This is a genomic window from Ensifer sp. 2TAB8 (genome assembly GCF_052115125.1).
Lineage (GTDB): Bacteria > Pseudomonadota > Alphaproteobacteria > Rhizobiales > Rhizobiaceae > Ensifer.
In genome coordinates, this window is the sequence record NZ_JBFRGB010000011.1 from 1 (window position 1) to 22,874 (window position 22,874).

Annotated in this window: 19 protein-coding genes; 2 read left to right on the forward strand and 17 right to left on the reverse strand. The window is 64.5% G+C overall.

All coding sequences use genetic code 11. The features are described from left to right. Both AB4Z53_RS18600 and AB4Z53_RS18605 read left to right on the forward strand, forming a co-directional pair. Nucleotides 1-504 (forward strand): TOBE-like domain-containing protein (locus tag AB4Z53_RS18600; protein WP_441597019.1); only part of this gene is annotated, 504 nt, incomplete at its 5' end. Nucleotides 505-629: 125 nt separating this feature from the next. Beyond that, entirely contained in the window at nt 630-1,994 is a 1,365-nt protein-coding gene (locus AB4Z53_RS18605; protein WP_441597021.1) for an FAD-binding oxidoreductase, read from the forward strand. Nucleotides 1,995-2,043: 49 nt separating this feature from the next. Here AB4Z53_RS18605 and AB4Z53_RS18610 read toward each other — a convergent pair whose 3' ends face one another. The 17 genes from AB4Z53_RS18610 to AB4Z53_RS18690 form a co-directional block, all read right to left on the reverse strand. After that, nucleotides 2,044-2,553 (reverse strand): RES family NAD+ phosphorylase, encoded by a 510-nt coding sequence (locus tag AB4Z53_RS18610; RefSeq protein ID WP_441597023.1) that lies wholly within the window; start codon nt 2,551-2,553, stop codon nt 2,044-2,046. Then, on the reverse strand, nt 2,553-2,924 hold the full coding sequence (locus tag AB4Z53_RS18615) for an MbcA/ParS/Xre antitoxin family protein (RefSeq protein ID WP_113538587.1): 372 nt from the start codon (nt 2,922-2,924) through the stop codon (nt 2,553-2,555). The genes AB4Z53_RS18610 and AB4Z53_RS18615 overlap by 1 nt, the downstream gene beginning before the upstream one ends. Before the next feature lie 71 nt (nt 2,925-2,995). Continuing rightward, nucleotides 2,996-3,781: a crotonase/enoyl-CoA hydratase family protein gene (locus AB4Z53_RS18620; RefSeq protein ID WP_441597025.1), complete on the reverse strand. Its 786-nt coding sequence runs from the start codon at nt 3,779-3,781 to the stop codon at nt 2,996-2,998. After that, a complete protein-coding gene (locus AB4Z53_RS18625) occupies nt 3,778-4,647 on the reverse strand; it encodes a hydroxymethylglutaryl-CoA lyase (RefSeq protein ID WP_441597027.1) in 870 nt (289 codons plus the stop codon). Before AB4Z53_RS18625 ends, AB4Z53_RS18620 begins: the two co-directional genes overlap by 4 nt. After that, entirely contained in the window at nt 4,644-6,632 is a 1,989-nt protein-coding gene (locus AB4Z53_RS18630) for an acetyl/propionyl/methylcrotonyl-CoA carboxylase subunit alpha (protein ID WP_441597029.1), read from the reverse strand. The genes AB4Z53_RS18625 and AB4Z53_RS18630 overlap by 4 nt, the downstream gene beginning before the upstream one ends. A gap of 15 nt (nt 6,633-6,647) precedes the next feature. After that, nucleotides 6,648-7,031, reverse strand: a complete 384-nt coding sequence (locus AB4Z53_RS18635) for a RidA family protein (protein ID WP_113538584.1) — start codon at nt 7,029-7,031, stop codon at nt 6,648-6,650. Between the two features lie 10 nt (nt 7,032-7,041). Next, complete coding sequence (locus AB4Z53_RS18640) at nt 7,042-8,649, reverse strand: carboxyl transferase domain-containing protein (protein WP_113538583.1); 1,608 nt, start codon at nt 8,647-8,649, stop codon at nt 7,042-7,044. A gap of 45 nt (nt 8,650-8,694) precedes the next feature. Further along, nucleotides 8,695-9,858: an isovaleryl-CoA dehydrogenase gene (locus AB4Z53_RS18645; protein WP_113538582.1), complete on the reverse strand. Its 1,164-nt coding sequence runs from the start codon at nt 9,856-9,858 to the stop codon at nt 8,695-8,697. A gap of 308 nt (nt 9,859-10,166) precedes the next feature. Further along, complete coding sequence (locus AB4Z53_RS18650) at nt 10,167-12,350, reverse strand: tetratricopeptide repeat protein (RefSeq protein WP_441597032.1); 2,184 nt, start codon at nt 12,348-12,350, stop codon at nt 10,167-10,169. Further along, nucleotides 12,347-13,396, reverse strand: coding sequence for a glycosyl hydrolase family 8 (locus tag AB4Z53_RS18655; protein ID WP_441597033.1), 1,050 nt, complete (start codon nt 13,394-13,396; stop codon nt 12,347-12,349). Before AB4Z53_RS18655 ends, AB4Z53_RS18650 begins: the two co-directional genes overlap by 4 nt. Beyond that, nucleotides 13,393-15,726, reverse strand: coding sequence for a cellulose biosynthesis cyclic di-GMP-binding regulatory protein BcsB (locus AB4Z53_RS18660; RefSeq protein ID WP_441597035.1), 2,334 nt, complete (start codon nt 15,724-15,726; stop codon nt 13,393-13,395). Before AB4Z53_RS18660 ends, AB4Z53_RS18655 begins: the two co-directional genes overlap by 4 nt. Then, nucleotides 15,726-17,903, reverse strand: a complete 2,178-nt coding sequence (gene bcsA, locus AB4Z53_RS18665) for a UDP-forming cellulose synthase catalytic subunit (protein ID WP_441597037.1) — start codon at nt 17,901-17,903, stop codon at nt 15,726-15,728. Before bcsA ends, AB4Z53_RS18660 begins: the two co-directional genes overlap by 1 nt. 109 nt (nt 17,904-18,012) lie before the next feature. Then, nucleotides 18,013-18,939 carry a cellulose biosynthesis protein BcsN gene (gene bcsN, locus AB4Z53_RS18670; RefSeq protein WP_441597039.1) on the reverse strand — a complete coding sequence of 309 codons (927 nt, stop codon included), beginning with the start codon at nt 18,937-18,939 and terminating at the stop codon, nt 18,013-18,015. Nucleotides 18,940-19,157: 218 nt separating this feature from the next. After that, entirely contained in the window at nt 19,158-19,715 is a 558-nt protein-coding gene (locus AB4Z53_RS18675) for a gluconokinase (RefSeq protein ID WP_441597041.1), read from the reverse strand. A gap of 100 nt (nt 19,716-19,815) precedes the next feature. After that, nucleotides 19,816-20,511 carry a class II aldolase/adducin family protein gene (locus AB4Z53_RS18680; RefSeq protein ID WP_441597043.1) on the reverse strand — a complete coding sequence of 232 codons (696 nt, stop codon included), beginning with the start codon at nt 20,509-20,511 and terminating at the stop codon, nt 19,816-19,818. Beyond that, nucleotides 20,508-21,977, reverse strand: coding sequence for an FGGY family carbohydrate kinase (locus AB4Z53_RS18685; protein ID WP_441597045.1), 1,470 nt, complete (start codon nt 21,975-21,977; stop codon nt 20,508-20,510). Before AB4Z53_RS18685 ends, AB4Z53_RS18680 begins: the two co-directional genes overlap by 4 nt. Before the next feature lie 48 nt (nt 21,978-22,025). Further along, the gene (locus AB4Z53_RS18690) at nt 22,026-22,874 is read right to left on the reverse strand and encodes a sugar phosphate isomerase/epimerase family protein (RefSeq protein WP_113538573.1); all 849 of its coding nucleotides are present in this window, start codon (nt 22,872-22,874) and stop codon (nt 22,026-22,028) included.

Consider the following 22,874-nt stretch of genomic DNA (forward strand, 5'->3'; position numbering starts at 1 on the left):
AGCAAGGGCACGATCGAGCAGGTCGGCACCCCCGACGAGATCTACGACCATCCGGTCTCGCCCTTCGTCTTCGGCTTCATCGGCCAGTCGAACTGCCTCTCGGTCACGCTCTCGAACGGCGAGATCTGGTTCGAGGACCGGCCGATCGGACTCAGGGCCCCGGCCGAGCCGGACGGTCCGGCCAACCTGCACTTCCGCCCGCATGACATCGAGCTGATCGACGGCTGCGGCGGCTGTCTCGCCGGCCTCGTCGCCGYCAGCCGTCGTGTCGCCGGCACCCGCCATCTCGAACTCGACCTCGGCCGCAATCATCCGCATGTCGAGATCGAACTCTCCCCCGAACGCGCCGCTGCCGGCGACCACAGCCGCATCGCCTTCAGACCCACAAAGTGGAAACTCTTCAGGGATAAGAGGCAGGAGACGGCAGAGGCAAAGACGGAACAGCAAGAGGCCGAGGAATCCGGAGAAACGGAAGCCTTCGAACTCGCGCGCACGGGCACCTGATCTCATCGACCTGTCACAGGCTGGCGAAGGGCGCTTGAGCCTCGCCCGCCGATTTCGATTTGCTTCGAGATGCGCTAAGCAGGGACGCCCGCTGCCGACCAAGGCCGCGGAAACGGGAGATGCGCATGACGATCGTCGACGACCTGAAACAAGCCCTCGGCGATATCGTGCTCACCGGAGCCGAGATCGGCGAACGCCATCGCAGCGACGCCAGCCTGACCGGCCGCGAACTGCCGAAGGCTGTGATCCGGCCGACAAGCAGCGAAGAGATCGCCACAACCCTCCGGCTCTGCAACGGGACCAACCAGAGCATCGTCGTTCAGGGCGGGCTGACCGGACTTGCCGGCGGCGCCAATGCCGGCAGTGACGCAGTGGTGATTTCGCTCGAACGGTTCACCGGCGTAGAAGAGATCGACCCGCAAGCCGGGACCATGACGGTGCGCGCCGGTACGCCGCTCGAAGTGGCGCAACGCGCCGCCGAAGACGCCGGTTTCCTGCTGCCGATCGATCTTGGCGCCCGCGGCACCTGCCAGATCGGCGGCAATCTCGCCACCAATGCCGGCGGTATCCGCGTGCTGCGCTATGGCGTGACGCGCGACAATGTGCTCGGCCTCGAAGTCGCGCTCGCCGATGGGACCGTGATCTCGTCGCTCAACAAGATGATCAAGAACAACACCGGCTACGATCTCAGGCAGTATTTCATCGGTTCCGAGGGAACACTTGGGGTGATTACCCGCGCGGTCCTGCGTCTGCGGCCGCTGCCGGCCGGCCGACTGACGGCGCTCTGCGCGCTGGACAGCTACGACAATGTGGTTGCCTTCCTGACGCGATGCCAGCGCCGCCTGCCAGGGCTCTCGGCCTTCGAGGCCATGTGGCAGAACTACTTCCGCTTCAACGCCGAGGCGGACAAACAGAAGCTTTTTGATGACGTTCCGCCCTTCGCCGTCATCGTCGAGCAGGACCGGCTGGGGGATGACAGCGAGCGCGATGCATTCGAAGCCTTTCTCGGAGAGGCGCTCGAAGACAGCATCATCTTCGATGCGCTGATTGCCCAGTCGGAGAAAGAAAGCCGCGCCTTCTGGAGCGTTCGCGAGGGCCACGCGATGGACCAGCTACTGCCAGCCCTGGTCAACCTCGACATCAGCCTGCCGATCGGCGAGATCGGCCGCTTCGCCGAAGAATGCGGCGAGGCTCTTTCCGCCCGTTTCCCGGCCGCCCATGTCTCCTTCTTCGGCCATGTCGCCGACAGCAATCTGCACATCGCCTTCTCGGAACCCGACAGCGACGCGGAAACGCCGCATGTCGTCGACGAAATCGTCTATGAGATCGTGCGGCGCTACAAAGGTTCGATTTCGGCCGAACACGGCATCGGCACGCTGAAGCGGGATTTCCTCGACCATTCGCGCAGCCCCGCCGAGCTTGAGCTGATGCGCCGGATCAAGCAGGCGCTCGACCCGAACGGCATCCTCAATCCGGGCAAGGTGATCTGAGCCAGCGAGGGAAAGCTGTGACACAGTTTTCTATCGCTGGAATGAGGTTTCAAAGCCAGGAAGCCGGCGTCTTCGGCAGGCGCCCATCCGGGTCGATCACCTTCAACTCTGCCCCCTCGCCGTCGTTCCAGCGCCAGAGCGCGACGCAGGTACCGCCGGGCGACATGAAGGACGGATAGATTAGCCCGTCGAAGCCGCGCGCGCCGAGCTCCACCTGCAGCCGATGTGTCTCCGGCACCAGATCGCGATCGAGCACATCGCGCCATTCGCATCGATGGATCTCTTCGGTGAGCCCAAGATCGGACAGCGTATCCGCCGCCGTCAGATCAGCAAGGCGCGCATAGCGCAGTTCAAGCTGGGCGATCAGCGCCGGGTGCTGGACGAAACCCTGATTGTATTCGGCCCAGGCGGTCGAGAGTTCGCGGGCAGCGTAGATCGCGGGTATTCCAACAGGATTCCAGCGCCCGCCGAAGCGCGCGGCGCCCTCACCGGAGAGCGGCGCATGCGCCCAGCGCGGGACATAGGCGCGCCAGAGGCGCACCGGCTCGCTTCCCGCCATCAGGCGTAGACACCGGAACGTACGGCTTCGAGGTAGGCGAGCACCTTGTCGGCCTTGCCTTCGCCGACGAGGTCATAGGCGGTTTTGCCGGCCCAGCCGGGGATCGGCTGGTGCTTGAACCAGATGACGGCGCGGCTGTCGTCTCCTGCCATTTCACCGGCCATCGCGAGGATGCGCACGACGACGCTCAAAGCCGCATCGACCTTGCGGACACTCGACTTCGCCGTCAGCGTGTTGCGGGCGACACCGATCAGCCTCGCCAGTTCGGCAAGCGTGACGCCGAGGCGATCGGCGACCAGCCGGGCGGAGAGAAAGGACGATTGGCTCTCGCCGTAGTCGGCGGCGGAGACATTGAAACCGACGGCAGCCATGGCACGATCCGAGCTTGCTTTGATCATCATGCGATCAAAATAAGCTCAAATAGCGCCCAGTTCAAGGAAGCCTATTGCCGCCAGGAAGGCTCACGCTTGTCGAAGAAGGCGCCGACACCCTCACGAGCCTCGTCGGACTCCCAGCAATCGGCAAGCTGCTCGATCGTCGCGGCAATGGTTTGTTCGGTGATCGGGGCGCCGAGTGAACGCGCAAGCCGCTTGGCCCGGCCGGTGGCTTCCGGCGCGACCGCGAGATAGGGCTCGATCTCCGCTTCGACCGCTGCGTCCAGCGCGTCGGCCGCGACAACGGTCGTGGCGAGCCCCAGGGAGCGTGCCTCCTCCGCACTGAACAGCCGAGCGGACATGAACAGTGGCCGCGCCTTGCCCTCGCCGATACGGGCGACGACATAGGGGCTGATGGTGGCCGGGATCAGGCCGAGACGCGTCTCGGTCAGACCGAACTTGGCGCCGGCCGCGGCAACCGCCGCGTCGCAGATGCTCATAAGGCCGACACCGCCACCGAAGGCATTGCCATGCAGGCGACCGACCACCGGCTTGGCGATCTCGTTCAGCGCCTTGAACATCAAGGCCAGCCGCGTCGCCTCGGCAATGCGGGTCGCCCGATCCGCGTCGAACTGTTCGCGCATCCAGCCAAGATCGCCACCGGCGCAGAAGCTGCGGCCTTCGCCCTCCAGGATAACCGCGCGGACCGAGCGATCGACCGAAAGCAGGTGCGCCGCCTCAGTCAACTCTCTGATCATCCGCGCCGAAAGCGCATTGTGCTTCTGCGGAAGTGCCAAGGTCAGTCGCGCGACGCCGCGTGCGTCGGTGGCAATCCGGATCGTTTCGAAGGTCATGATCGTGTCCTCAAGGTCCGCGCGAAAGCGGCCGCCTGATCGAGCTTCGCCGCGTCGAGGCCGGTCGAAAAGCCCTTGGCCGTTACGAAGGCGTTGACCGCGAGCGTATCGACGTTGCCGGCAGCACCCGGCGCATAGGGGCAGCCGCCGAGACCGCCTGCCGACGCATCGAAGACCCTGAGTCCGCGATCGAGCGCAACGGCAATGTTGTCGAGCGCGCGGCCGGATGTATCGTGAAAATGCCCAGCGAGCCTATCGGCCGGGATGATGTCGAGCACCGCAGCCAGCATCGCGTCTACCGCCTCCGGTGTACCGCGGCCGATCGTATCGCCAAGGCTGATCTCGTAGCAGCCGAGTTCATCAAGCAGGCCGGCGACATGGGTGGCGCTGGCCGGCCCGATCGCACCCTCATAGGGGCATTCGACGACGCAACTGACATAGCCGCGGAGCGGAAGTCCCTTCTCTCGGCACACCTCTGCAACCGGCCGGAAGCGCTCGATGCTTTCGGCAATCGAACAATTGATGTTCTTCTGCGAGAAGGTCTCGGAAGCGGAAGCGAAAATCGCGACCTCGTCGGCACCCGCGTCAAGTGCCGCCTCAAGCCCGCGCATGTTGGGCGTCAGCACCGCGTAACGTGTACCGGAGCGCCTTTGAATGCCGGCCATCACCTCGGCGGCGTCGGCCATCTGCGGCACCCATTTCGGACTGACGAAGCTCGTCACCTCGATCCGCTGGTAGCCGCAGTCGGACAGAATGTCGACCAGGCGGATCTTGTCGGCGGTTGGGACGAGCCCGCTTTCGTTCTGCAGCCCGTCGCGCGGCGCCATCTCGACGATCGTCACATACCCAGGCGACGCTCCGCTCATTCCGCGCCCTCCGGCCGGAGCATCACCAGAACGGCGCCAGCAGTCACCTGCTCGCCTTCGCTGACCAAGACGCTCTCGACGACGCCGGCGCGCGAGGCCGACAGTGTGAGCTCCATCTTCATCGCCTCCATGACGGCGAGCGCCTGTCCCTTTTCGACCGCGTCACCGGGGCGGACCCGGATGAGCTTGACGATGCCGGGCATCGGCGCCGACACCTCGTCATCGGCCACCTCGCTGGAATGACCGGCCCCTAGCGCATCGGGCAGACGCAGGACATAGCTCTCACCGTTGAGGAACAGGGTGATCTGCTCGCCTTCGCGCAGGAAGCGGAACTCATGCTGCGCACCCGAGATTTCCGCACGGGCCCCATCGGCGAAGCGGTCGAGGATCACCACGGGCAGTGCCGCGGTTCCTGTGTGAACCGCGAACTGGTCGCGACCGCGAGCGGCGAGCGTCACTGTCGATCGCCCGCCCGTGTGCTCGATCGTGACGTTCCGGCTGGCATCGCTCCAGATCTGCCAGTGGCCGAGCGAAGACCACGGATCGGGAGATCCATCGGGCAGCAGCGCTCCGGTAGAGACGATCGCCGCCAGTGCCAGTGCCGCATCGCTCGGCGCCATCGTTGCCGTGAGATGATCGATCGAACGGTCGATCAGGCCGGTATCGGGATGTCCGGCGCGGAAATCCGGTTCCGCAGCAAGGCGCGCCAGAAAATCGAGATTTGTGATGGTGCCACCGATGCGGCACGCCCTCAGCGCATTTTCAAGTTTCGCAAGCGCGGCCGAACGGTTCGGGCCGTGAACGATCAGCTTGGCGATCAGCGGATCATAGAAAGGCGTGATCCGGTCGCCCTGCCGTACACCGGCGTCGACACGTACGCCATCCTCCGGGAAGCTCATCGTCGTCAGCCGCCCCGTCGCCGGAAGGAAGCCGCGAGATGGGTCTTCCGCATAGATGCGGGCTTCGAACGACCAGCCGTCGATGCCGATCTCGCTCTGACGTTTGGGCAGCGCTTCGCCGGCCGCCGCCCGCAGCTGCCATTCGACGAGATCTATGCCGGTGATCGCCTCGGTCACCGGATGCTCGACCTGAAGCCGGGTGTTCATTTCCATGAAATAGAACTGATCCGGCCAAAGCCCGTTCGTCACGTCGGCGATGAATTCGACGGTGCCGGCGCCGACATAGCCGATCGCTTGGGCAGCCCGAACCGCTGCATCGCCCATGGCTTGCCGCACTTCCGCGGTCATGCCGGGGGCCGGCGCTTCCTCGATCACTTTCTGGTGGCGGCGTTGCAGCGAGCAGTCACGCTCGAAAAGGTGCAGAATATTACCGTGCCGGTCGCCGAAGACCTGCACCTCGATATGCCGCGGCTTCGTCAGATATTTCTCGATCAGCACCGAGCCGTCGCCGAAGGCGGCCTCCGCCTCGCGCCGCGCCGCTTCGAGTGCGGCCAAAAACTCGGGAGCGCTGTCGACGCGCCGCATGCCCTTGCCGCCGCCGCCGGCACGCGCCTTGATCAGCACCGGATAGCCGACAGTCGCCGCCTCTTCCGCAAGGAATTCGGCTTCCTGCCGCTCGCCGTGGTAACCGGGGACCACCGGCACGCCGGACAGTTCCATCAGTGCCTTGGCTGCATCCTTCAAACCCATCGCACGGATCGCGCGCGCCGAAGGCCCGACGAAGGTGATGCCCGCCGCTTCGACAGCTTCGGCGAAATCCGCATTCTCCGAGAGAAAGCCATAGCCTGGATGGATCGCATCGGCGCCGACCGAGCGCGCGGCGGCGATGATGCGTTCGGCCGAAAGATAACTTTCGAGCGCCGGCGGCGGACCGATGCGGATCGCCTCATCGGCGAGCGCCACATGCAGTGCTCCCACATCGGCGTCGGAGTAAACCGCGACCGTGCGAATGCCGAGGCGCTTGGCGGTGCGCATCACCCGGCAGGCGATCTCACCGCGATTGGCAATCAGGAGTTTGGAAAACATCGGCATCCCCAGGCCCTATTGCGCTGCGATCACATCGATTTCGAGCAGCCAGCCGGCATCGAAAATCCCGGCGATCGCTACCGTCATGGCGGGCGCGAGTGCACCCAGATATTCCTGCCGGGCCGCGCGGTTGGCCATCGCGTGCTGCCGGTCGGCAAGCAGGACCGTCACCTTGACGATATCCGCCTTGCTCATGCCCGCTGCGCGCAATTGCGCATCGATATTCGACCAGACCTGACGCGCCTGCGCCTCGAACCCTTCCGGCAGGACGTCTTCGGCGCTGAGCGGCACCTGACCGCTGACGAACAAAAGGCGCTGGAAATCTTCGAGCCGTACGGCCTGCGAATAGCCTCCGCGCGGTTGCGGCGCATCGCCGGCATTGATGTTTTCGCGTTTCATCCGGATCTCCCTACATCCTGAAGAGGCCGAAGCGCGTGTCTTCGATCGGCGCGTTGAGCGCTGCCGAAAGCGACAGGCCGAGCACATCGCGGGTCTTGCGCGGATCGACGACGCCATCGTCCCAAAGTCTTGCCGAGGCATAGAGCGGGTGGCTCTGGCGCTCGAAGAGATCGAGGATCGGCTGGCGAAAACGCGCCTCCTCCTCGTCGCTCCAGGGCGTGCCCGCCCGCTTCAGCGCCTCGCTGCGCACCGTCGTCAACACGCCGGCCGCCTGTTCGCCGCCCATGACGGAGATGCGGCTGTTCGGCCAGGTCCACAGGAAGCGCGGCGAGAAGGCGCGGCCGCACATGCCGTAATTGCCGGCGCCAAAGGAACCGCCGACGAGCATCGTCACCTTCGGCACCCGCGCCGTCGCCACCGCGGTCACCAGCTTTGCACCGTGCTTGGCGATGCCCTCGGTCTCGTATTTCCGCCCGACCATGAAGCCGGTGATATTCTGCAGGAACACGAGCGGGATCTTGCGCTGGGCGCAGAGTTCTACGAAATGCGCGCCCTTCAGTGCCGATTCCGAGAATAGCACGCCATTGTTGGCGATGATGCCGACCGGGATGCCGTGGACATGGGCAAAGCCGCAGACGAGCGTCGTACCATAACGCGCCTTGAATTCGTCGAAGCGAGAACCGTCGACGACGCGGGCGATGACCTCGCGGATATCGTAGGGCGTGCGCAGGTCGGCGGGCACGATGCCGGCGATCTCTTGCGGATCGTAGAGCGGCGGCTCGGGCGTCGCCAGTTCGACCGACAGCGGCTTCCGGCGATTGAGCGCGGCAACGGCGCGGCGGGCGAGCGCCAGCGCATGGGCGTCGTCCCGCGCCAGGTGATCGGCTACGCCGGAAAGGCGGGTATGCACGTCGGCGCCACCGAGATCTTCGGCGGAGACCACCTCGCCGGTCGCGGCACGCACGAGCGGCGGTCCAGCCAGGAAGATCGTGCCCTGCCCCTCGACGATGATCGTCTCGTCCGACATGGCAGGCACATAGGCTCCGCCAGCCGTGCACGAGCCCATGACAACGGCGATCTGCGGAATGCCGGCGGCCGACATGTTGGCCTGGTTGTAGAAGATCCGGCCGAAGTGATCGCGGTCCGGAAAGACCTCGTCCTGGTTCGGCAGGTTGGCGCCGCCGGAATCGACGAGGTAGATGCAGGGCAGATTGTTTTCCGCGGCAATCTCCTGCGCGCGCAGGTGCTTCTTCACCGTCAGCGGATAGTAGGTGCCGCCTTTGACCGTCGGATCGTTGCAGACGATCATGCATTCGCGGCCCGAGACCCGACCGATGCCGGTGATCAACCCGGCCGCCGGTGCATCGCCATTGTACATGCCGTGCGCAGCCGTCATTCCGACTTCGAGAAAGGGCGTTGCCGGATCGATGAGGTTGGCGACGCGATCGCGCGGCAGTAGCTTGCCGCGGCTGACATGGCGCTCGCGCGCGGCATCGCCCCCACCGCCGGCCGCAAGCTTCACGGCCTCCTCGACCGTCGAGATCGCCTCGGCCATGGCCGCCTGATTGGCCCTGAACGTTTCGGAGGACGGCGAGATGTGAGATTTCAGAACGGTCATGAGGTCCTCATTGGATCGAGTTCGGCCGCTTTCGTCTCACCCTGCCTAGCTCGTCTCGGTGAACAGCTCCCGGCCGATCAGCATGCGGCGAATTTCGCTGGTACCGGCACCGATCTCGTAGAGCTTGGCATCGCGCAGCAGGCGGCCCGCCGGGTAGTCGTTCGTGTAGCCGTTGCCGCCGAGCGCCTGGATTGCCTCGAGCGCGAGCGCCGTCGCCTTCTCGGCTGCGTAGAGAATGCAGCCGGCCGCATCCTTGCGCGTCGTCTCTCCGCGATCGCAGGCTGCCGCCACCGCATAGACATAGGCGCGCGCCGCATTCGCCGTCACATACATGTCCGCGAGCTTGCCCTGCATCAGCTGGAATTCGCCGATCGGCTGACCGAACTGCTTGCGCTCATGCAGATAGGGGACGACGACATCAAGGCAAGCGGCCATGATGCCGAGGGGACCTGCCGAAAGCACCACGCGCTCGTAGTCGAGCCCGGACATCAGCACGCGAACGCCGCCGCCAACCATGCCGAGCACGTTTTCTTCGGGTACTTCACAGTCTTTGAAGATCAGCTCGCAGGTGTTGGAGCCACGCATGCCGAGCTTGTCGAGCTTCTGGCCGGTGGAAAACCCGGCATAGCCCTTCTCGACGAGAAAGGCGGTGATGCCGCGCGGGCCGGCCGCAGGATCGGTCTTGGCATAGACCACGAGCACGTCGGCGTCCGGACCATTGGTGATCCACATCTTGTTGCCGTTGAGAACATAGCGGTCGCCGCGCTTGTCGGCCCTGAGCGTCATCGAGACGACATCGGATCCGGCGCCGGGCTCCGACATTGCGAGCGCGCCGACATATTCGCCGGAGATCAGCTTCGGCAGGTAACGCGCCTTCTGGTCGGCATTGCCGTTACGATTGATCTGGTTGACGCAGAGATTGGAATGGGCGCCGTAGCTGAGGCCGATCGAGGCAGATGCGCGGCTGATTTCTTCCATCGCCACGCAATGGGCGAGATAGCCCATGCCGGCACCACCGTGCTCTTCGCCGGCTGTAATGCCGAGCAGGCCGAGTTCGCCCATCTCGCGCCAAAGCTGCATTGGAAATGCGTTGTCTCGATCGGTCTGATCCGCCAATGGCGCTATGCGGTCCGTTGCAAAGCGCTGCACGGTCTCTCGCAATGCGTCAATGTCCTCGCCAAGCGCGAAGTTCAACCCGCCCTGAAACATGTCTATCCTCCCATCGTGCCGGCCAGCGCGGTCTCCTCCCACAGCGGCCGGACGATAACGCTTCATCCTCTACGCGCAACGCKGCGATTGCAACGATATCAATGCCGCGACATGGCCGGACGATAGCACCGCGTTTCGCTAATTTCCTTCCAAAGAGGGGCGAAGCCAAGCACGATATGAAAATCCCGAGGTGCCTATCGATTGCATCCTGTGCGTGAAGCGATCGCCGGGCGCGCGACCGCAACAGGTGCAGATCGCCCACACGGAAATCGTAGAGATTCTACGGCTGGTTCGAAGAGCGCAGAGGTTCAATTCTTGTTCGGCCAGATTTCCTGGCTATCGCCAACGGCCGCCAGGCCCTGCATGGCGTCGCGATTGCCCGTGGCAGCGAGCGCCCCGAATATCCGCCGGGCTTCCTCAAAGCGATTGAGGTTCATATAGGCATAACCGCGCAGCACCATCAGGTCCTGGCGCCGGCTTGAAATCTGTCCGAGCTGGTCCAGAAACAGGATCGCCTCGCGATAGCGCTTGGCATCGAAGGCCGCAATGGCGCGATCGGCCAGAATGGCCGTCTGCAACTCGTCAACTCGCCCTTGGCTCTGCCGCGACTTGGTTGCGGAAACCGCGGCCTTGTTGGTCAGGCCGGCGCGCAAGTACGCGAGGCTCTGGCCGTAGGCGGCGTCTTCTCGGATCTGCGATGCCGGGGCCTGAAGCGCGACTTCGAAAGCTTCGGCCGCCTCCAGCGGACGGTTGAGGTCCATCAGGCACCAGCCGCGGTTGAGCGCCGCCTGCGGCGCCAGTCCGGCTGGGTTGATCGTCGTTCTGCAGCCAGCTCCGCTGCGCACGACTTTTTGGGTGGTGCCGGCGACCCGTGGCCTTTGGGCAACCGGCTGCTCGACCGTCTCCATCACAACGGTCGTGCGCGTAGAAGCCTCTGGAGAGCTCCTCTGCGTCTCGGCAGTCGGGACCCGCGCACGGTTGACGTCGGCAAGCTGTTCTTTGACTTCGCCGAGGCTGGCGATGCGTTCAGAACGACCCGACCACAGTCGCTGGATCTCGACGACCCCGTCCTTGTCGCCCAACTGGTCGCGGCTGAGCGCAAGGCCGTAGGCCGAAGGTTCGTCGTCCGGCTTCCAGCGGAGCGCCGTCGCGAACCATTGCGCAGCGGTCGCCGGCTGATTGAGGGCGCGCGCGTACCAGCCGAACTGCTGTGCCGTTGCCGGCTCACGGGCCTTGGTGGTTTCCGCGGCGATCCGCGCCAACACGGCCGCATCCAGGGTCATCGGCGGATCGATCGCGAGCAGGTTGGCCGTGGCCGCAAAGTACGTTGCGAGTGCGTCGGGCGAACTGTCCCGCCACGGATAGAGAACCGCTTCCGCCTCCGCAGGCACCTTGCGGGCAACCAGCGTCAAAGCCAACCCCTGCGAGGCCGAAGCGGAATCTTCCTTGTCGTGCGCACGCCGGAACCATTGCTCGGCAGCACTCTTGTTGTCGCGCCGCAACTGGTACCAGCCGAGCAGCAGCGCATCGCTCGCCGTGCCACCGGCCTCGGCCAAGCGCTCGACGCGCTGGACATATTTCGGGTCGACCGTGAGCGCCTTGTCCGTGTCACCTTCGGCGACGAAACGCCGGGCGAGGTCGTCGCGGATGCTCTCGAATTCCGCGACACCTTCGGGAGAACTGCGCTCGAGCGCGAGGAGGCCCTGCATCGTTGCGTAAGGTAGCGTCGCAGCGGCCTTCTGCACGGTGGCGAGCCGTTCCGGAGCGTTCTCGCAGTTGTTCAAGACGTAAAGATAGGCATCGCGCGCCCGCTCGGGGCGCTTGGTCTCGGCAAAGGCCTGGGCGACATGCCAGAGGACATCCACCTCCGAGCAGGTGAGAAGGCTCGGCGTGCTGGCGGCGACCGAGATCACGGTCTCATACTGCTTGAGTTCGGAGGCGTTCACGAGCCGGGCCCGCGCCTCGGCGACGTTCAGGCGCTCCAGAAGATCCGACGGCGGCTGCCATGCGGCATCCTTCGCCTGACGCTCGGCGATCGCCTTGCGGACTTCAGCGTAGCGGCCTTCCGAATAGCCCTTCCACATGGTTTCGAGCGCGACGTCATTGTTCCGTGGCACGGCCAACGGGTCGGACGGCGGCACCCAATCCGGATAGAGGGAACGCAAGCGCGAAATTTCGGCCTGAAGTCGACCAGTATCGCCTTTTGCCGCGAAGTAGCGAAGCGCCGATTCGTCGACGACGGGAGGCGTCTTTCTCTGGCTCGCCCTTTCTTCGGAAGGTTTATCGGCCTGTGCAACCTCGGTGAACTGTGGAGCCGGGCTTCGCGAGGCCTTGTCCGTCAGGCTGGCAATAGCTGTGGTCGTCTCCGGCGATGGGTCAGGCAACTCCGGGAGCTTATTGCTGTTTGGCCGCAGGAAGCCGCCATCGGTCAGTCCGGCAACCCCGATCACCGTAGTCATCACAGCGGCAATGGCAACGATTGAGGATTTCATAGACACTCCGGACGCTTCTCCTTCACGTAAGACAGCCCCAGCAGGTGCAGCGTGGAAGGATAATATTGCGTCGGGCTGAACACCTTGACGCTGTCGGGTATCGGAACCCGGTCCAAGACACAGGCCAGAATATGGTTAACAAATCGATAACCAGGATCCGTCAGGCTGGCCTTCACGGACCCGGTCGCGACATCGCTGAGGACCAGCGCGTCGTCGCTGCCGGCCATGCCTTCCCGCAATCTGGCCAACAGATCCGGGCCACCGAGACCCGCCCGAACCAGGTAGAGCGGGATGCGCAGTGCGTTGTAGCCAAACTCGGCCGGGAACCCCTGGGCCGGCTTAGGAACCGTGCGCAGGCTGACCCAATCGGCCGGCAGTTTTCGCGGACCGGATTGGGCCGTATTCAGCAATCGCAGTCCATCGTCCGAGAGCTCCTTCCAGCGCGGAGACGGCGCCACGCGGTTGAGCGCCGGAAAGGCCTCGAAGATCCAGTAGGACGGATTGACGACAGGACCATCGGCCCGATCGGTCGTGCCGAAGCCTGAAACGCCCGGCAGCAGCAGTGTTCGTCCGCCATGGTCGAGCAGCGTGTTGTCGAGGATGGCCTTGGCGATCCGGGCCGCGGCCTGCAAATAGTCCTCTCGTTTCCAGCGTTCACCGGCGAGCACAAGCGCGTAGGCAATCAGGATGTCGCCGTCGGTCGCGTTGTTGATGTCGATGATATGAGGCGTTTCGGCGGAGCTCCATTTCCAGGCAGCCAAACCGTCGTCCCTCAAAAGCAGTTCGCGCCGCGTGAACGACCAGATCAGCGCGAAGTCGGCCGGATTATCCGCAAGCACGGCCAAAAGCAGGCCGTAGCCCTGCCCTTCGCTGTGGCTGACATTACCATTGGCATCGTCGATGATCCGGCCGCCGGGATCGAGAAAACGGCTCTTGTACTGCGCCCAATCCTCGGCGCTGACCGAACCGCCATCTTCGGCCGCTCCGGCTGCCATCGGCATCATCAAAGCGAACAGGCCCGCCAGGAGTGCAGTTCGCCACCTCATTTGYGTCGCCCCAGTCGAGTGAGCATTGAGGAAGTCGCCAGCCCCAGGAGCACCGACAGAACGATCAGCAAAAGCGCATAGACCATGATGTTGGTGGACAACCAGTTCGCAAAGATCAGGCGGTAGTTGGTCAACGACGCCGGCTGCGTCTGGACGAAATCGAAGCCTGCGACCGGTGTAACCTCGATCTTGTCGGTGGCCGGCTCATAGGCGGAGACGCGGCCGGAAATCTGCTGCCAGCGCGTGGCATCTGCGATTGCCGACGCCCCCTCGCGCAACTGCTTGGCTGTCGGCGCCGTCAGCAAGGTCCAGGTCGCATCATCGGTCGGGTTGGCGCCCTGTGCGAGAACCAGGCTCGAGGTCTCCGACGGAGAGAACTCGGCTTGCGTTTCGGGCACGATGCGCAGCGAACTCAAAGAAATGTCGAACTCCTGCTTCACCCAGGTCTGGAATGCCGTGACCTGGTTCCGCCATGCACCGCCGCTGAGACGGGTGCGCCACGCGTCCATGGCTTGCTGTGTCTCGTTGCCCGCACCGGCAACCACGGCATTGCCCCAGGACATCTGTCGGGCGGAATCGATGCCGACCTGGGTCAGCACCGATTTCGGCAATTGCGGCATAGCACCGATGAAAAGCGCGTTTCGGTTGCCGGCCGCAAGTGGTGACGTAACCATTTCGACCGCAAGCGGTCTGCCGCCGGCAACGGCCAAACGGGCAAGAAACGTGGCTGCGGCCGACAGTGTGTCCTCGTCCGCACGGTCGAGATAAAGCGGGATGGCGGCCGTGTCGCTGCGATAGGGTGCTGCCGCTCCGGAAATCGCCGCAAGGTTCGGCCGCCGGCCGATCCGCGCGAAACTCGGCATGCGCAGCTCCGAGGTGTCGAAGAGCGCAAAGCGTGGATCGTTGGAAGCGGGCGTTCCCGGCGCACAGGCCTTGTCGGGTTCGGCCGTCAGCACCGCCTCGACCTCGATCAGGTTGGGACCGGGCTTGAAGTGCCGCATCGTCACATTGATCGGCAGGTGCCGCAGAATGTCGCCGTTCACCGAGTTTAACTGGATCGTCGACGCAATATTGCCGTTGACGTAGATGTCGATGTGGCTGCCGGGCTGCACCGTTTCGGTGTAGGCCGCGTCGAGCAGCAGCGTCGCATCGCCATAGGCATCCGCATAGAAGTCCGAGGGCACGGCAACGGAGAAGCGCGTGCGGAATCGCCGGCCGGTGAACTCGCTGGTCTCCACCCCGAGCTCCGAGAAGCGCAAGCGCGTGCTCGAAACCACCAGCGGCGTCTCCGGCAGCAGCCAGCGCCCGGTGGCGATCACGTCGCGCGGCACGTTGCTCGGGCGGTCCATCGGCTGGGTGACCCCTTCGATCGCCTCCTGCACTGCCGACCAATCCGGCCCACTGATGACCAGGACCGATGCCTCCGTCCTGCTGTCGCGCACGAACATGGCAACGGGCCCGCTCGAAGCGCCGTCCGGCAGCCGCTCGAGCAGGGGCGCCACTTCCTCGGCGGTGCCGACGAGGGCGGTGATCTGGCCAGGCTTCCCGAGTTCGGGCATGGTTTCGCTAAGGGAGACCTCCTGCGCCGGCATCTGGCCGCGCAGCGCCAACCCTTGCGAAAGCCGCATCAGGGCCGCGGTACGGCTCGGCTGCTGGAGACCGGGCACGACCAGATTGAACTGCGTGCGGCCGCGCTCGTCGAGCCCCACCGCGCGCACGTCGTCGAGGCTCGAAAGCATCGCGCTGTCGCCGGGAGCAAAACGGATGAAGGCCGAATCCGGCGCGATCTCCGTCCAGAGCTCATAGGTCGATTCGACCGTGCAGTCCGTGCGATGGCGCTGACGCACCTTGAACCGGATGTCGTTGGCACCGGCGCGCAGCAGCCCCGGCTTCAGGTTGTAGCTCAGCGGCTCCGCCGCTTCGGCCGACCCGACTGCACCCCCGCCGGCGAGTTCGCCGTTGACGAAAACCTGCAGCATCGACGCCTCGGGGGCGACGACGATCGCATTTTGGTAGGCAAAATTCAGGCTCGTTGCTGCCTGTGCCTGGGCCGCCGTCAGGTAGACGGACCAGGTGCGCTCGTCGACCTCGCCCGTCAACGACAGCGCGCTGAAGGGAATGATGAAGCGCTTGAAATCGTCCTGCCCTTTGGCGGCAACCGGCGGCTCAACCGCAGTCCCGTTGCCCTCACCCGCAGCCGCCGACGGTAGCTGCAGAATGGGCGCATCTGCAGGCCGTTCGCCGGACATGTCGAAGGGCGAGGGTTGCGCAACCGCTCCGGCCGTGGTGATGGCCAACAGGGCGAAGGCAAGAGCGATGTGCCTGATCATCAAGCACCGCCCTTCTGCGCCTCGGCGCCGCGCAGGCTGCGAAGGAAATAGATCATGCCGCGGCTCGTCTGATAGAGCGCCATCCAAAGGAACCAGAGCGTACCGCGCACCAGGCCCGGATTACCGCGCCGCGCGCTTTGAAACTCGCTCCATTGCCGTGAATTGGCGAAAATCAGGTCCGCGACGAGGCTGTGATGGCGCGCGACCTGCGGCAGATATCGGCAGCCGATGATGGTGATATCCCCGGCGATCTCCTTGTTCCGGATGGCGATAGGCAGAGATTCCGGCCCGCCGCTGCCGCTATAGGGCTCGAAGCGGATCACGCCCTCGGTATCGGTCGGCAGGGACGATGCGTCGATGCCGAAGACCTGAACCCGCGCGCCATGGGCGGAAACATCCTCGATGGTTGCCGGATACCATTGACCGGCAACGCCGAACTCGCACCGGCGGCTGACCTTGACGCGACGCGAGGCCGCGCGTTCGCCGCGTTCGGACACAACGCCGAGCACGCAGCCGGCCATGATCAGGTTCAGCAGGTTCCAGCCGCCGACGACGAGCGTCACGTCGGCCTTATAGGGCTCGGTATAGACCCGGTAGACCGTCATCGCGAGGGCGATCAGCAGCACCGCGAAGATGACGAAGAATGGCCGGGCGATTTCGGACAGGCGGCTTTCCTGGATCGATTCATCCTTCGCCGTCACCTTGAAGGTCGGCCGGCTCGGCCGCAACAGAACCGAAATGACGGCCGGCAACAGATGCACCGTCTGCGCGAACTCATAGAGCTCGGATATCCACGGCCAGCGGAACGATCCGTAGAGATAGTTCTGCATCATTAGGTTCACGAGCATGTAGGCAAGCGTATAGGCGAGGAACTCGCCGCCGGACGCCGTGAAGATCTCGAGATCGAAGAACAGGTAGAAGAGCGGCGCGAAGAGAAAGATCGTCCGCGGGATCGGGAACAGCCAGAACAGTGTCGAGGACATGTAGCAAAGCCGCTGCGGGATCGACAGGCCACCCTTGAACAGCGGGAAGCGGAAGATCAGGATCTGCATCATGCCCTGCGCCCAGCGGCTGCGCTGGCCGATGAAGCTCGCAAAGGTCGCCGGCTGCAGACCCGCGATCAGCGGGCGGTCGACATAGATGCTGTTCCAGCCGCGCCCGTGAAGTGCAAGTGCCGTTTCGCAGTCCTCGGTGATGCTCATGCCGCTGAAGCCTTCGGTATCCTCCAGCGCCTTGCGGCGGAGAACGGCAGCCGAGCCGCAGAAGAAGGCGGCATTCCACTTGTCGAGGCCGCGCTGGATGATGCCGTAGAACATCTCGTTCTCGCTCGGCATCTTCTCGAAGGTACGCAAATTGCGCTCAAGTGGGTCCGGGTTGAGGAAGAAGTGCGGCGTCTGGACCAGGAACAGCTTCGGGTCCTGCTCGAAATAGCCGACGGTCTCCAAAAGGAAGTCGCGCGCCGGCGCGTGGTCCGCATCGAAGACGGCGATCAGCTCGCCATCCGAATGCAGCATGCCGTTGTTGAGGTTGCCGGCCTTGGCGTGTTCGTTGCGCTCGCGCGTGAGGTAGCGCACACCGAGATCGTCGCACAGCGCCTGCAGTTCGGCATTGCGAGCGGACGCGCGCTGCGCTTCGACGAGGTTTGCCGAGTTGCGCTTCTGCAGCGTGCCGCCGTCGTCGAGCAGCCAGACCGTCAGCTTGTCGGCGGGATAGTCCATCGCCTTGGCTGCCGCGAGCGTGTTGGCCAGCAGCCCTGCGTCTTCGTTGTAGGAGGGCACGAAGACATCGACCTTCGGGAACTTGCCGGGAGAGATGGAACTCGCCTTGCGCGGCGGCAGCGGCATCGCCACCACGAACAGGCTCAGCGACAGCATCATCACGCTGTACATTTCGGCGAGGTAGAGCAGGAAGCCGGGAATGAAGTTTTCGGGCTGGTTAAGCGGCGGCAAGGTGCTCGTCGTGCGCCAATAGACGTAACGCAGCACCACGGCCGTACCAAAGGCAAGCGCGATCAACCGCCAGCGGCCGCCGGCATTGGCGAGCTTGAGCACGGCCATGAACGTGACGATGAGAACGCTGACGATGAGCTGGGTCTGTAGATTGACCGGCAATGTGATGACGGCAATGACGCAAAGCGAAAAGAACGCCCAAGCGGCTACGGATCCGACCTTGCTCATACATTTGCCTTCCAGCGTTCGGCGTCATGCCACTGGTATTGCTCAACCTACCTTCGACCGAGTTTCCTCAATCTACACTAGCCCTTAGCAACCGATGGTTAGCAGTCGATTAAGGGCACGCTCCTCCGGACTGCTGCGCATCGCATGCCGGCGCGGGCACGATCACGGACGGCACCGTCTTTGCGGCACGCTGAGGTAGTGCTGCCGTGCCGTCCGGCCCCGGCAGCGGGATGGATGCGCCTGCCGTTGAAGAGACGACCGGCTTTTCCTGTTGCGTTGCGGGCGCGACACGAACCTCGCGGCGGACGACCGGCGGTGCCTGGCGCGTCGTGACGATCACCGGCGCGGTTTCGCTCGGTGCCTGCTCCTTGCGGTAGATCGGGTTGCCGGTACGGCCGAGCCCGGCCTCCACCGGCGGTGGCGCTCCATAGGGGTTCCAGGCCGGATCGCCGAAGGTTCCGGTGATCGTGTAGCCATAGACCGGCGCCAGTAGTTCCGCCTCGCTCGCCCCGGCGGCGCAATAGCGCAACCGGATCTGGATGGTGCCGTAGCCCTTGAGCGGAGAACGGTGATTCTCCTGCTGGCGGATCTGCTGCCAGGCGAAAATGCAGGCATCGTCGGCCCGACCCTGGCCGTAGGCGTAGCCGAACGGGCCGTAATTGTTCTGGAGGAAATAGGGATTGAGCGCCAAGGGAACGCCGGGCAGCGCCCGACGCGCCTCGGCCATCATCCTGTTGTCCTGAATGCCGGCATAGCGGCTGGTATTCTGCTGATCGAAGCGCGCGTTCATCGGGCCGAAAAACTTGGCACGCAGCACGTTCTGTCCCGGCGTCGCCGCCGAGGTGTAGAGGTAGATGTCCTGCTCGATGGCATTGGTGCGGCGTCGCTCGACAACGTTCAAGACCGCCGGACCGCCGGGCGGCGGCAGGATCAGTGCATTTTCCGCGAGAACCATCACGCTGCCGGTCGGCGTTCCGACATCCTGGCGCGTCGTGCAACCGGATATCGCCGCCGTTGCAGCCAGCAAAGCTGCCACCGCGAAGGGAGCATGCCAGCCTTTCGAAAGGCGCGGCCGCTCTTCAGGCAGGCCGAATCTCCGAATCAGATATCCTTGCGTCATGGGCTGAGCATTAGTTGATTCACCCCATTTCGAAAACCCGAGAAGAATAGGGGCACCGACGCAACGAGCCCGCGGCTCGCAGCTTTATCGATTTGCAGGATCAGTTTTTTTGAGGAACCGCCTGAAGGCCGGCGCTAGCCGCCGCTCGCGACGCCCAGTCCCACAAGCTCGGCAAGTGCCGCATGGATCACGTCCGGCCGCGGCGGAGCGATGTCCACGGTCACGGTCAAAGGCTCGCCGGCCGGGTCTTCCAACGTCGCGAGTTGCGTGTCGAGCAGCGAAGCGGGCATGAAATGTCCGGTCCGGCGCTGCATCCGCCCAATGAGAACATCGCGTTCGCCGTGCAGGTAGACGAAAGCGACTGGTCCACCGGCGCAATCGCGCAGCAGATCGCGATAGCTGCGCTTCAGTGCCGAGCAGGAGACGACGAGCGGCGCTTCACCGGCCGCGAGCTGCCGGCCGATCTCCTTCAGCCACGGCAAGCGGTCCGCGTCGGTGAGCGGAATGCCCGCCGACATCTTGCGGATGTTTTCCTCGGGATGCAGCGCATCACCTTCGACGAAACGGTAGCCGCAGGCGGCGGCAATGGCCTCGCCGACCGAGGTCTTGCCGGTACCCGACACACCCATCACGACAATGGAGCCGGGAAATGCCAGGCGGATGCCAGCCTCGGACGCGTGATCGTTCGACATGGGCTGCACCTCGCTCCTTGCATCCGCCGCACTGATCCCTCCTGATACCTTTGCGACAGCGGACGAACAAGGCTCCTGAGCAGATACGGCCGGATGCGCCCTAGACGGCAGCGCGGGGACGGGCCACGTCGTTGACGCCCTCGCCATCCGGCGCCTGGCCGTAGCTCATGCGGCGCATCTGGGCGATGACCCGCTCCATCTCGTCGTCCGGCAGAACCGGCGGCTCGCCGAGCGTCAGCGCCTGGACATACATGCGCGACAGGGTTTCGATCTCGATCGCCAGCCACAGGGCGGATTCTAGCGTCTTGCCGAGCGAGATCTGGCCGTGCTGGCCGAGCAGGCAGGCGGTACGGTCCTCGAGCGCCACCAGCGCGTTGTCGGAAAGCGCCTGGGTACCGAAGGTCGCATATTCGGCGCAGCGGATCGTCGTGCCGCCGGCAATGCCGGTCATGTAGTGGAAACTTGGAATGGTCTTGTGATGGCAGGCAAGCGTCGTCGCATAGACCGAATGGCAATGGAGCACGACGTTGATATCCGTCCGCTCCCGCAGGATATCACGGTGGAACCGCCATTCGGACGACGGGCGAAGGCCGGCATAGGTACCGTCGAAATCCATTTCGACAAGGTCGTCGGGCTGCATCGTCTCATAGGGCAGCGACGATGGCGTGATCAGGAAACCGGTATCGGTGCGCACCGAAATGTTGCCCGCGGTGCCCTGATTGATGCCGCTCGAATTCATCCGGCAGCAGATGTCCACCATCTCGCGGCGGAGCGAGAGTATGTCGGTCTTGGTCATCGATATGTCCTTTCGAAGTCGCGAATGAAACCATTGTTGTGCCCGGCGCGCGCACGGGCCCGCCATTGCGACGCGTAAACGGCGACCGCTGGCGATAGATGCGAGATGTCACCGGGATCGGCGAGCGAGAGCGGCGCCGGCCCCTTGCGCCGGCCCTCCCCTGCAAGCAGTGCGGCACCGGAAGCCACGCCGTAGGCGTCGAGATTGAAGCGCACCCGCCGGCTCGGCATGAGCGCCGCGACGAGACGGGCATAGAGGGGATCGCGCAGGAAGCTTCCGTCGAGCACGACCAGCGGCCCCGGCCCCAATGCCTCGACGCATTCCACCGTCAGCAAGGCACAATAAAGCAGCGCCAGCGCCTTGCGTTCGACCGGTGTCTCTGCCGGCGGCCCGCCGATACGGCCGCGTCCGGCGCTTCCCGGAAAGAGACCGTCGTCGTCGCCGAAGGACGGCAAGGCCATGGTGCGTCTGGCGATCAGCCCGAGCACCACGTCGTCCGGAACGGGTGCCGCCGAAGGTGCCGTACCCGTCACATGCGAAAATTCGCGCCCGCCCATGGTAAGCACCCCACCGAGCGGGTTGCCGAAGACATCGCTGTTCAGTGTCATGCCGCGATGCTCGTCGAGCCGGTCGAGCGGTGTCCGGCCGGAAAAGCCGACGATCCACGTACCGGTGGAAACGACAATGAAATCGCCGAGGCCGGCTGCGTGATAGCGATAGTGATTGAGGCTGCTGTCGTGGCCACCCGCCAGCACGCGCAGTTCCTCCGGTAGCCCGTAGCGGCGGGCGAGCTCCGGGCGCACGGAGCCGAGAACCTGCCAGGCATCAGCGAAATCCGGCATCAGCCGTTGCCAGCCGCGCGCACCGACGATGGGCGCAAAGCGACGTTCGGCGACGTTCCAGAGATGCGATTGCGCGCCGAGAAGGCTCGCCTCGGACGTAGCAACGCCGGACAGACGCCAGGCCCAATATTGCGGCAGGCCGAGATACCAGCGCGCGGCGGCGACTGCATCCGGCGCGTGCTCCTGCATCCAGTAGAGCTGGCGCGCCTGGTGGGTGGCGCTGTGCATCATCGCGCTGCCGCGATCGAAGAAGGACCCGGCAAGCGGCGCGTAGCCTTTTCGGATCGCCTCCGGCAGCGGCTGTTCGTAGTCGATCATCGGCAGGGCGGCACCGGCTGCTGCGTCCGGGTCATCGCCGACGAGCACGCCGCCGGACCCATGACCGGCAGCGACGAAGGTTTGCAACGGATGGCGGCTGGCGAGCGCTGCGAGACTGGAGCAGATCCATTCGCCGAGGCTATCGAGATCGTGATGCCGCCAGGGAGGCCCCGGCAGCACCGGATTGGCGACGCTCAGTGTTTCCAGAACGACGCCATCGGCCGTGACCGCGTTAAGCTTCACATTGGTCTTGCCGACATCGAGTACGGCCACCGTAGCGGTTTCGTCGTCTGCCTTGAATGACATCTCGCGAGCCTCCACTGTCAACAGAGTCAGGCGCCGAAGCACCCTTCCCTAGATCAACCCGTATTGCTTCGCCTTGTTGCGCAGGAACGGCAGGCCGTTGCCCATGACTTCCTCCTCGTCCTTGGCGACCGGCCGCCAGACGGCAAGGCCATAGGCCACTTCCGGCGGCATGTTGATGAAGCTCTCCATCGCCAGACCGCCCTTGAAGCCGATCGCCGCCAACGTCGCGAAGATTTCGTCCCAGGCGCAGTTACCGTAGCCCGGCGTGCCGCGATCGCTTTCGGACAGGTGGATGTATTTGATGAAATCGCGCGCATCGAGGATGCCGGTGCCGATGCCTTTTTCCTCGATGTTCATGTGGTAGGTATCGAGATGCACGAAGACATTGTCGGCACCAACCCGCTTGATCATGTCGACCGCCTGCCAGCCGGTGTTGATCAGGTGGTTCTCGTAGCGGTTGACCGCCTCGACACCAAGCTCGATGCCGCGCGATTTCGCATGCTTGGCTGCCGCCTGCAGCACGCGGGCGATGTTGTCGTACTCGGCTTCGGTCGGCGGTACGCCGGTGCGCTCGCCGATGCCGCCATAGATGACGCCGGAAAGCGCCTCGCCGCCGAGGTCGGCCGTCTTGTCGATCGCCACCTTCAGATGCTCGATCGCCGCATCGGGACGGACGGATGCCCAGGCGCGCTCCGGCAGGCCGAGCGAGCATACGGCGCGCAGCTTGTGCTTCTCGAGCAGCGCCTTGGTATGGGCGGTATCGACTGCCGGCGGATTGAGCATCGGGATCTCGATGAAATCGACCCCATACTTTACCGCCGCAGCCACAGCGCGTTCGGCACCGGGACGATCCCAATTCATGGTCCACATGCTCGTATGGACGCCAAAACCCTGCAT

What these genes read in the sequence shown, in the direction of transcription:
- AB4Z53_RS18605 (WP_441597021.1), top strand. Translation starts at nt 630, where the DNA reads ATGACGATCGTCGACGACCTGAAACAAGCCCTCGGCGATATCGTGCTC.
- AB4Z53_RS18610 (WP_441597023.1), bottom strand. Translation starts at nt 2,553, where the DNA reads ATGGCGGGAAGCGAGCCGGTGCGCCTCTGGCGCGCCTATGTCCCGCGC.
- AB4Z53_RS18615 (WP_113538587.1), bottom strand. Translation starts at nt 2,924, where the DNA reads ATGGCTGCCGTCGGTTTCAATGTCTCCGCCGCCGACTACGGCGAGAGC.
- AB4Z53_RS18620 (WP_441597025.1), bottom strand. Translation starts at nt 3,781, where the DNA reads ATGACCTTCGAAACGATCCGGATTGCCACCGACGCACGCGGCGTCGCG.
- AB4Z53_RS18625 (WP_441597027.1), bottom strand. Translation starts at nt 4,647, where the DNA reads ATGAGCGGAGCGTCGCCTGGGTATGTGACGATCGTCGAGATGGCGCCG.
- AB4Z53_RS18630 (WP_441597029.1), bottom strand. Translation starts at nt 6,632, where the DNA reads ATGTTTTCCAAACTCCTGATTGCCAATCGCGGTGAGATCGCCTGCCGG.
- AB4Z53_RS18635 (WP_113538584.1), bottom strand. Translation starts at nt 7,031, where the DNA reads ATGAAACGCGAAAACATCAATGCCGGCGATGCGCCGCAACCGCGCGGA.
- AB4Z53_RS18640 (WP_113538583.1), bottom strand. Translation starts at nt 8,649, where the DNA reads ATGACCGTTCTGAAATCTCACATCTCGCCGTCCTCCGAAACGTTCAGG.
- AB4Z53_RS18645 (WP_113538582.1), bottom strand. Translation starts at nt 9,858, where the DNA reads ATGTTTCAGGGCGGGTTGAACTTCGCGCTTGGCGAGGACATTGACGCA.
- AB4Z53_RS18650 (WP_441597032.1), bottom strand. Translation starts at nt 12,350, where the DNA reads ATGAAATCCTCAATCGTTGCCATTGCCGCTGTGATGACTACGGTGATC.
- AB4Z53_RS18655 (WP_441597033.1), bottom strand. Translation starts at nt 13,396, where the DNA reads ATGAGGTGGCGAACTGCACTCCTGGCGGGCCTGTTCGCTTTGATGATG.
- bcsA (WP_441597037.1), bottom strand. Translation starts at nt 17,903, where the DNA reads ATGAGCAAGGTCGGATCCGTAGCCGCTTGGGCGTTCTTTTCGCTTTGC.
- AB4Z53_RS18675 (WP_441597041.1), bottom strand. Translation starts at nt 19,715, where the DNA reads ATGTCGAACGATCACGCGTCCGAGGCTGGCATCCGCCTGGCATTTCCC.
- AB4Z53_RS18680 (WP_441597043.1), bottom strand. Translation starts at nt 20,511, where the DNA reads ATGACCAAGACCGACATACTCTCGCTCCGCCGCGAGATGGTGGACATC.
- AB4Z53_RS18685 (WP_441597045.1), bottom strand. Translation starts at nt 21,977, where the DNA reads ATGTCATTCAAGGCAGACGACGAAACCGCTACGGTGGCCGTACTCGAT.
- AB4Z53_RS18690 (WP_113538573.1), bottom strand. Translation starts at nt 22,874, where the DNA reads ATGCAGGGTTTTGGCGTCCATACGAGCATGTGGACCATGAATTGGGAT.